This is a genomic window from Mycolicibacillus koreensis (assembly GCF_002104795.1).
Taxonomy (GTDB): domain Bacteria; phylum Actinomycetota; class Actinomycetes; order Mycobacteriales; family Mycobacteriaceae; genus Mycobacterium; species Mycobacterium koreense.
In genome coordinates this window covers 1-8,408 of the sequence record NZ_NCXO01000080.1, presented here as the reverse complement: position 1 = coordinate 8,408, position 8,408 = coordinate 1, and the positions used below count along the sequence as shown (strand labels likewise).

The following is an 8,408-nucleotide window of genomic DNA, read 5'->3' as shown; positions in this document are numbered from 1 at the left end:
GGGGGGTAGGGCTGGGGGGTTGGGCGGAGGTGGATGTTGGGTGCCGAACAAGCGGGTTGACTGCTGTCATTGTGCTCGGGCCGCACTCCTCGCCGTGTCTGAGAATGTGTTGTGCCGGTGTCGCTGGAGCTAGCGAGCTATTGGTTTCCTGATTGAAGTTTGCTAAATGCCGCTCCGGGCTATCGGAACCGGGCAATGGTGGTGATGGCGGCGAAGTGGCAGCCTCCTCCGCTGCGTCTTGAAGATGGAGGGTGGAACCCGGGGTAGGACTCTGGGGACCATCCGGAGGGTTTAGTAGTGCGGTGACCTTTTCCCGTACTGCGCTCGGATCCGGCGAGGTGAACATCGAATCAATCTCATGTCCATGATGTTTCGCGAATTCTCTTGCCGAGTGGTCGAACCCTTGTTTTGTGAGAATGCTTTGGGTGGCATCGAGAATTTCGGCCGCGCAGCTCGCCGCTTCAACGCTGGCCCGTGATTGGGAGGTTACGACGAGTTCGGTGATTTCCGTTATCTTCTCATCAAGACTTCTCTTGGACTTCTGAATCTCCTTTATCCGCGAATTGCCCTCCTGTGCAATCGTTCCCAACGCTTTGCGGAGGGATTCCGCGGAGCTGTGTGCAGCCAGGTAGGCGGTGTGCTTTGTCTGATTGCTTGTCGCAACGCCTCGAGCGTCGCGTTCGCCACGGTCGAACACCCCGCGGATCTCATCTGCAGTGAGTCCCGATTGGCTGGCGATCGGGCCTGTCTGAATCAGCCTGAGTTGCTCACTCAGATCAGCAAACCGGGATGCGGTGAGTTTGCGGTTGGACATCGCATCATGCACCGTCGTCATGGTGGTGGTGCTCGGCCAATGTTGACCGACGAGCAGTTCGGAGTAGTCGCCGGGTGGCAGATCGCTCATTTGCAGTCCCCTTCGATCTGTTGAAAGCCCTCTTCTCCTTCTCCCAGTAGCTTCGACAGCGCTGGATCTGTGTCCTTCTCACCTGCTAGGTAGCGGGCACCGAGGTCCGCCAATACATCTGCGAGGTTGTTCATCTGTGCCGCCAAGCCGGCGGGCGTAGCCGGACTGACGTGCGCTCGAAGGTACGTGCTCCCGGCGACGAGGGAGAGTCGGGCATTGGCGGCTTGAGCCTTAATGAGCGCTGGATCGTCACGATTGGTGCCCAGGTTTTCTCCCCCACTTGTCTGCAGCACAACGCCGCGATCCACCAAATCGAACGCCTCGCACGCCTTGGTCTTCGCATCGGCGATCTGCTGGTCGGTGTAGGTAGGGGTTGTCTCCGGCGCGGGGGAGGCCGGTGGGCGGAACCATCCGGCGATGGCGACCGCCAGGGCGATGGTGGCGATGATGAGGGCGGCGAACGAGGGCCAGCGCGATGCGGCACGCCGAGCAGTGGGCGGTGTCGGTGCCCACGTGGACGGCGCCGCCGGCATTGGAGGAAGCCCCGAAGGGGGCATCTCCGCCATCAGATGATGGTAACGCCGATACACACCATTTCGGTATTCACTGATTTGGAACCGGCGGGCGTAACCAAGCAACCGCGACGTGACCGATTCGACGCTGAACATTGACTTGACCCTTAGGTTGGGCGCCATAACGATGGAGGCCGTGCGCCGACTGCTTGCTCTGCTGTGCACGGCGGTCTGTGTCACCGCCGTGACCCTCGCGCTGGCGCCAGCCGCTGCGGCTGCCGGCAATCCCTGGTTCGCCAATATGGTGGGCAACGCCACCCAGGTGGTGTCCGTGGTGAGCACCGGCGGGTCGAAGGCCAATATGGACGTCTACCAGCGCACCAACGCCGGGTGGCAGCCGCTGGCGGCCGGGATCCCGACCTTCGTCGGATCGGCGGGCATGGAACCCAAGGCCAAGAGCGGATACCCGGCCACCCCGATGGGGGTGTACTCCCTCGACTACGCCTTCGGTACGGCTCCGAACCCGGGCAGCGGGCTGCGCTACGTGCAGGTGGGTCCCAACCACTGGTGGAGCGGTGACGACAACAGCCCGAGCACCTTCAACACCATGCAGGTGTGCCAGCGCGACCAGTGCCCATTCGACACCTCCGCCAGCGAGAACCTGGAGATCCCCCAGTACAAGCACGCGGTGGTCATGGGTGTGAACAAGCAGCGCACACCCGGGGACGGGGCGGCGTTTTTCTTCCACACCACCGACGGACGTCCCACCGAGGGCTGCGTGGCCATCGACGACGCCACCCTGGTCAAGATCATCCAATGGCTCAAACCCGGAGCGGTCATCGCGATCGCCAAGTAGCCGCCCTCACGTTCTCCACAACCTGATCCACGGGTGACTGGCCGCTCGACCGTCCCGCTGCTATCCCTAACCCATCAACTCCGGTTGCAGGGGGTTAGCGGTGACACTCCATCTCGACTTCAACGAGCTGCATCACTCCGCTCACCAGGTCAGTGATCAGTGTGAATCGCTGGCTACCGGGCATCTGTTGTCGGGCAACAGGATCGAAGATGCCCAATCGGGATGGGTTGACGCCTCGGCGACGGCCCTCGGGTCTCGTCTCGACGCTTGGCAACAGGATTCGATGCGGCTTCTTGCCCAACTCGGGAACCACATCCAAGGCTTCTACGACGCCGCCTCGGCAGCTGCCTGCACCGAGGAGATCAGCGCGAGAGCCCTACGCGAACTCGGGGCGAGACCGCCATGTTGACCATCGCCGATATCCGACGTTGGGACGCCGATGCGGTCCGCGCGGTCTTTCACGCCGCCATCGACCGCGCCGCGATCACGGCCTCGGTGTCCCGCGAACTCGGTGCCCTGCAGGTATTCGCCACCTGGGGCGGTGCCACGGCACAAGCGGCGCAGCACGCCAACGCCCAACTGCGTCAGGATCTCGACGCCCACGGCGCGGAGGCCGTGGTGGTGGCGCACGCCGCAAGTCGCGCCGCAGACGGCATCGAACATGTCCAGCACGAACTCTCGGCTCTGGAGACCTACGCTCATGATCGCAAGTTGGCGATCGATCCGATCAATGACCTGCTCATACCGGCAGCCGGAAGCGATGGCTACACCGCCGACATGGCGATCGCCAAGCGGGAGTTGCAGCCTTTCCTGGCCAAGATCCTCGACACCGCCAACGCGATCAACGTTCAGCTGGCCGCCGCCATCAACATGGCCGACGGGGACCTTCCGGTGCCGGCCGGTCTTCACGACGACCGGCCGGCAGTGCAAATGGCACTCTATTCCGGTCTGCCCGAGGACCCTGAGGAACTCCACACCGTGTGGGCGATGCTCACTCCGGCGGAGAAAGACTTGTTCTACCGCCACGACCACGGAATCGGGAATCTCCCCGGGGTCAGCTTCGTGGACAAGAACCACTACAACCGCCGCCACCTCAACGAACTCCTTGCTGCGGCAACGGCTGAGCGCGACCGCCTGGCCGCCGAACATCCCGATTGGGCCGCTTTCGGTCCCACAGTCGACGAGCGTGAATCGGGATCACCGGAGTGGCTGGTCTGGAGCACACGGTGGGACGAGATCACCCGCACCATCAACGGCTACACCGCCGTCCAGCAAGGCTTACTCGGGCAGGACGGCGTTCCGCGATTCCTCTCCATGCTCGATGATCACGGCCACGCGGCGATCACGATCGGCGATCCGGACCACGCCACCCGCAACGCGGTCTTCGTTCCCGGCACCGGGCAGGACCTGCGTCGCTGGCAGTCCAGTGACCACAAGTCTGCGGCGATGTACCGGGCGGCATTGGCCGCCAACCCCCGTCTGCGGCCGCAGGATCTGTCGGTGACGACGTGGATGGGCTACGACCGGCCGATGTCGTTGCTGGAGGCGGGCTGGCCGGACAGAGCGCATTCCGGTGCCGTGCCCCTGGACCGATTCGAGGAGGGCATGCGGGCCTCCCACACCGGCCCGCGGTCGTTGAACACCGTGATCGGGCACAGCTACGGATCGGTGGTGGTCGGTGACGCCGCCAGCGCCGGCCATCACCTCGACGTCGACAATGTGGTCGCGGTGGGAAGCCCGGGGATGCTCGTCAACCACGCGGCCGACTTGGATCTCAACCCCGGCGCCACCGTGTATGCGATGGAAGCGCGCAACGACATCGTCCGGCTGGGAGCCGGAGGGTTCGGGTTTGGGCTGGGGTTGTGCCCGCCCTACGACCCGGCGTTCGGGGCGGTCCTTCTGGCCGCCGATCCGGGCCCGACCTTCGCGGGGGTGTTCCCGAGCGTTGACGCGCACAGCAGTTACTGGAACGACGACAACGTCGCGTTGGCCAACCTCGGCGCGGTGATCGCCGGTGTTCGCCCGCCGGCACCGGCCTAGACGATCAGTGGTTCTCGCTCGCCAGCGCCGCACCGCGGGTGACGTTGAATCCGATGGCGCTCAACGACATCGTCGCCTCATAGGTGCGTTCGTAGCCGGTGGCGCTGATCTTCCAGCCGTCGGAGGTCCGACGGTAGCGGTCGTGATAGAACGCGGCGCCGATGAGCATGAAGTCGGCGTCGGGAACGATGACACGATCCTGCAGGTACCAGGTCGCGGTGGCCTCGTCGCCGGTCACGGTGATCTCCGGGTGGTCCACCCGGTGTTCGGTCAGGATGGACTCACCCAGCGTGGAGCGCATGTAATCGACCAAATCGGCCCGGTTGGTGAAGCGCAACTTCTCCCCGGGGGAGGATCCGTAGTCGCCGACGATGTCGTCGGTCAGGGTGTCGGCGAAGTCGTCCCAGTGTTTGGTGTCGAGTGCGCGCAGGTAGCGGTATTTGACGTTCTTGATCGCGGCCTTGTCACCCATCAGGACATTGCAGCACATCGGTGGGTCGCTGCAGATAGTGCGTCACCATGTCGATCAACGCGCGCCGTTCGCGGTCCCAGTCGACGGTGGTTCCCACCAGCATCTGGGCGAAGACCACGCCGCGCAGCGCCGCCCAGATCACCTCGGCCACCCCGGCGTTGGCAGGATCGGCCGAGATCAGCCGGCCGAGTTCACCGATCGCAGCGTTCATCTCCAGCAAGTGGTGCCGCGAGCGCTCCCCGAGGCTGCCGCGACTGGCGCGCAGGATCTCCAACGCCGCCATCGAGGTGGGACTGGCATAGCAGCGCCACGCGGTGTCGACGACGACTTCGATGCGTTCCCGCAGCGGCAGTTCCTGCACGTCGATGGTGCTGAGACTGTCCAGCAGGCGGGCGACCCCGTCGTCGACGACCGCCATGAGCAGCCCGTTGCGATCCCCGAAGTGGTACTGGATGACACCCCAGGTCACTCCGGCGCGTTCGGCGACATGTTTGGCGGTGGCCGCGGCGAACCCCTCCTCGACCACGCACCGCACCGTCTCCTCGATGATCGTGGTCCGCGTCTGATCGCCGCGTTTGCGCGGCGCGGTGGTCTGCCGGGTGGGGCTGACCCCCCGGTCTGAACGTTGACCAGCAGAAACAGTCATTGTTGACTTTATAACATAGATAAAACTATGTTTGGAAGCGTGACTCAATCGCGGTATGCGTCGTTGACGCGCGAGGAACTGGCCACGCTGCTTCCCGAGCTGTTGTTGATCGGGCACATGATCGACCGCTCCGGGATGGCCTGGTGCATCCAGGCCTTCGGCCGAGACGGCATGGAGCAGGTCGCGATCGAGGAATGGGCCGGCGCCAGCCCCGTGTACGCCCAACGCATGCAGCGTGCCTTGAACTTCGTCGGCAACGACGTGCCCACGATCTTCAAGGGTCTGCAGTTCGACATCGGCTCGCCGCCGCAGTTCATGGATTTCCGGTTCACCGTGCACAACGACTGGGACGGCGCGTTCGAGTTGGCCAGCTGCGGTGCGCTGCTCGACGTCGAGCCGCTCGGCGAGGAGTTCGTCTTCGGCATGTGCCACACCATCGAGGACCCCACCTTCGATGCGACCGCGGTGGCCACCAACCCGAAGGCGCAGTGCCGGCCCATCCACCGGCCTCCTCGGGAGCCGTCGGATCGCAACCCGCATTGCGCGTGGACGGTCAAGATCGACGAGTCCTACCCGCCGGCCCAGGGCATCCCCGCTCTGGCCGAGGTGCGCGAAACCCGCGCCGCCACCTGGGAACTCGCGCCGATCGACCTGACCGAGGAGGGAATGGGCGAATACACCGGACCGCTGCTCTCCGACATCGACTTCAACGACTTCTCCTACTCCGCGCTCGTCCGGCTGGCCGACGAGGTGTGCCTGCAGATGCACCTGCTGTATCTGTCGTTCGCGATCGCGGTGCGCTCACGCACCGGCGACGACACCGACCAGGCCATTTCGGTGGGCACCCGTCAGCTGACCGGGCTGGCCGGCTTGGCCGCCGAGCGGCTGCACCGGGCGTTGGCGCTGCCCACCGACATCGACGGGGCGATGCGGGTGTTCGAATTGCACCCGCTGTTCAACCCCACCGGCTACATCGTCGCCGACTTCGAGGCCAACCGGATTCATGTGCGGCCCAGCCCGGCTCACGACGACGCCTCCTGGATCTCGCTGTGCACGCCCGGCTCGGTGCAGCCGCTGCAGGCCATCGCCACCGCAATCGATCCGCACCTGCATGTGGCGCTCACCGGTACCGACACCGACTGGACCGCGGAACTGGTGCGCTCCGAGACCGCGGCGTCGGAGTTGCCCGAGGTCTCGGTGGCCAAGGTCAGTGGCGGCGCGACCTTCCAGTTCAAGCCTCGCCGGTCGCTGCCGCTGACGGTGGTGTGAGGCCGGTCTCACCGGTGCCCTCACCGTGAGACGACACCGAGTTGGCGTCAACTCCGTAACGCGTCGGTATCGTTTGCGGCAGGGCCGCGGCGACTACGCGCGGCGCCATTAATGTGGGGGACTGCTCGATCGTCGATGCAAGGTGCGCGGTGTATGTACGACCCGTTGGGGTTGTCTATCGGGACGACCAATTTCGTTGCGGCACGTGTCGGTTTCCCGCCGATGACGCGCCGCGCCGTGGTGACCCTTCTGCCGGGTCAACCACCGCAGATCGGGGCGCCACCGGGCACCGGGCCGGCGTTTGCCGGGTTCGTCGAACGGGTCGGCGACCCGACACCGCTGGTCGGCGCCGACGGCATCGCCCACACCCCGGATCAGTTGCTGCTCGACGCGATCGAGGCTCTGGTCGTCGCCGTGGGCGCCCAGCCCGGGGTCGCGCAGTTGTCGCTGGCGCTGCCGGCGTACTGGGATAACCAGCGTGCGCGGGCAGTGCGCGACGGGTTGCGCAACCATCCGCGACTGGCCACCGCCGATGGTGCGCCAAGCCTGGTCTCCGACGCGGCCGCGGCGCTGGCGGCGTTGGGTGCCGACCCGGGTCTGCCGGGCACCGGAGTGGTGGCGCTCTGTGATTTCGGGGGTGGCGGCACCACGTTCACCCTCGCCGACGCGGCCGCCGGTTATGAGCCCATCGAAACCCGCCGGTACGCGGAGTTCTCCGGAAACCGCATCGATGCCCTCGTGCTCGAACACGTCCTGGAGCGCCTCGGTGCCGCCGAGCACGCCGATCCCACGGGAACCACCGCCGTCGGCGCGGTTGCGCAGTTGCGGGAGGACTGCCGGTTGGCCAAAGAGCGGCTCTCGGCCGCCGAGGCCACCGATCTGCCCGTGGTGCTGCCGGGTCAGCGCACCACGCTGCCGCTGACCCGCGCCGAGTTGGAGGCGCTGATCACCGCCCCGCTCGATGGTGCGGTCGAGGCATTGGAAGAGATGTTGCAGCGCAACAACATCTCCGGAACTCAACTGACGGCGGTCGCCGCCGTCGGAGGTGTCGCGGCAACACCGCTGGTGGCACGCAGCCTGTCGTCCTGGCTGCGGGTGCCGGTGGTCAACACCGCTCAACCCGGGCTCAACGCCGCGCTGGGGGCGGCGCTGCTCTCGGCGCAGGGGGCCGGCGGTGAATCGGCGACCGCCACCGCGATGGCCCCGGCGAGCGGTCTCGCCGATCCCGGTGACGCCGGGAGCACCGCGATGGCGCCGGTCGGCACGCCCGCGACGGGCACCGCCGCCACCACCGCCAACCCCACCGGCTCCGCCGACGTCGGGGAGCTGGCTTGGTCGGCCGAGGACGGCAGCGCCGAGCCGGTGCCGTTCACCGGCGACGTGCCCGACGACCCCTACTACGGCGATCTGCGGGAGCCGCCGTCGCGCATCCAACCGGCGATCCCCGCGGAACCCTACGAGGAGCCCGGCCGGCGGTTGTTCCAGCTGCCGCAGTTGGCCCTGGGGCTGGGCGCGGTGGTCGCCGCGATCGCTGTCGGCGGGGTGGCCTACACGTTGTCGAACGCCTCCGAGCACCACAACGACGCTCCACCGAGTTCGGTGACGGTGCCACCGCCGCCGAGCAACCCGCTGCCCGAGCCGAGCAAGGCCGAACCGCCCCCGCCGCCGCCACCGTCGGAGGCGGCGGCGGGGGCGGTTCGGCCTTGCTC

8 protein-coding genes are annotated in these 8,408 nt (G+C 66.3%); 4 read left to right on the top strand and 4 right to left on the bottom strand.

From position 1 onward, the window contains the following. Together B8W67_RS20665 and B8W67_RS19605 are read right to left on the bottom strand one after the other, a co-directional pair. A partial coding sequence (locus tag B8W67_RS20665; RefSeq protein WP_133056164.1) for a hypothetical protein occupies window positions 1-904 on the bottom strand: 904 nt, incomplete at its 3' end. Beyond that, window positions 901-1,572: a hypothetical protein gene (locus B8W67_RS19605; RefSeq protein ID WP_133056163.1), complete on the bottom strand. Its 672-nt coding sequence runs from the start codon at window positions 1,570-1,572 to the stop codon at window positions 901-903. The genes B8W67_RS20665 and B8W67_RS19605, both read right to left, overlap by 4 nt. Window positions 1,573-1,612: 40 nt before the next feature. Here B8W67_RS19605 and B8W67_RS19600 point away from each other — a divergent pair, with 40 nt between their 5' ends. Then, a complete protein-coding gene (locus B8W67_RS19600) occupies window positions 1,613-2,272 on the top strand; it encodes a L,D-transpeptidase family protein (protein WP_069390801.1) in 660 nt (219 codons plus the stop codon). A gap of 402 nt (window positions 2,273-2,674) precedes the next feature. After that, the gene (locus B8W67_RS19595; protein ID WP_069390696.1) at window positions 2,675-4,312 is read left to right on the top strand and encodes an alpha/beta hydrolase; all 1,638 of its coding nucleotides are present in this window, start codon (window positions 2,675-2,677) and stop codon (window positions 4,310-4,312) included. A 4-nt stretch (window positions 4,313-4,316) separates the two neighbouring features. Here the strand turns inward: B8W67_RS19595 and B8W67_RS19590 are convergent, their stop codons facing one another. Together B8W67_RS19590 and B8W67_RS19585 are read right to left on the bottom strand one after the other, a co-directional pair. Next, entirely contained in the window at window positions 4,317-4,802 is a 486-nt protein-coding gene (locus B8W67_RS19590) for a nuclear transport factor 2 family protein (RefSeq protein ID WP_085305835.1), read from the bottom strand. Next, entirely contained in the window at window positions 4,777-5,430 is a 654-nt protein-coding gene (locus tag B8W67_RS19585; RefSeq protein WP_085305833.1) for a TetR/AcrR family transcriptional regulator, read from the bottom strand. The genes B8W67_RS19590 and B8W67_RS19585 overlap by 26 nt, the downstream gene beginning before the upstream one ends. A gap of 39 nt (window positions 5,431-5,469) precedes the next feature. On the opposite strand from B8W67_RS19585, the gene B8W67_RS19580 reads away from it, so the two are divergent. Both B8W67_RS19580 and B8W67_RS19575 read left to right on the top strand, forming a co-directional pair. Further along, window positions 5,470-6,699 (top strand): hypothetical protein, encoded by a 1,230-nt coding sequence (locus tag B8W67_RS19580; RefSeq protein ID WP_085305831.1) that lies wholly within the window; start codon window positions 5,470-5,472, stop codon window positions 6,697-6,699. A 222-nt stretch (window positions 6,700-6,921) separates the two neighbouring features. Continuing rightward, window positions 6,922-8,408 (top strand): Hsp70 family protein (locus tag B8W67_RS19575; RefSeq protein ID WP_165757329.1); only part of this gene is annotated, 1,487 nt, incomplete at its 3' end.

What these genes read in the sequence shown, in the direction of transcription:
- B8W67_RS19605 (WP_133056163.1), bottom strand. Translation starts at nt 1,572, where the DNA reads ATGTTCAGCGTCGAATCGGTCACGTCGCGGTTGCTTGGTTACGCCCGC.
- B8W67_RS19595 (WP_069390696.1), top strand. Translation starts at nt 2,675, where the DNA reads ATGTTGACCATCGCCGATATCCGACGTTGGGACGCCGATGCGGTCCGC.
- B8W67_RS19590 (WP_085305835.1), bottom strand. Translation starts at nt 4,802, where the DNA reads ATGTGCTGCAATGTCCTGATGGGTGACAAGGCCGCGATCAAGAACGTC.
- B8W67_RS19585 (WP_085305833.1), bottom strand. Translation starts at nt 5,430, where the DNA reads ATGACTGTTTCTGCTGGTCAACGTTCAGACCGGGGGGTCAGCCCCACC.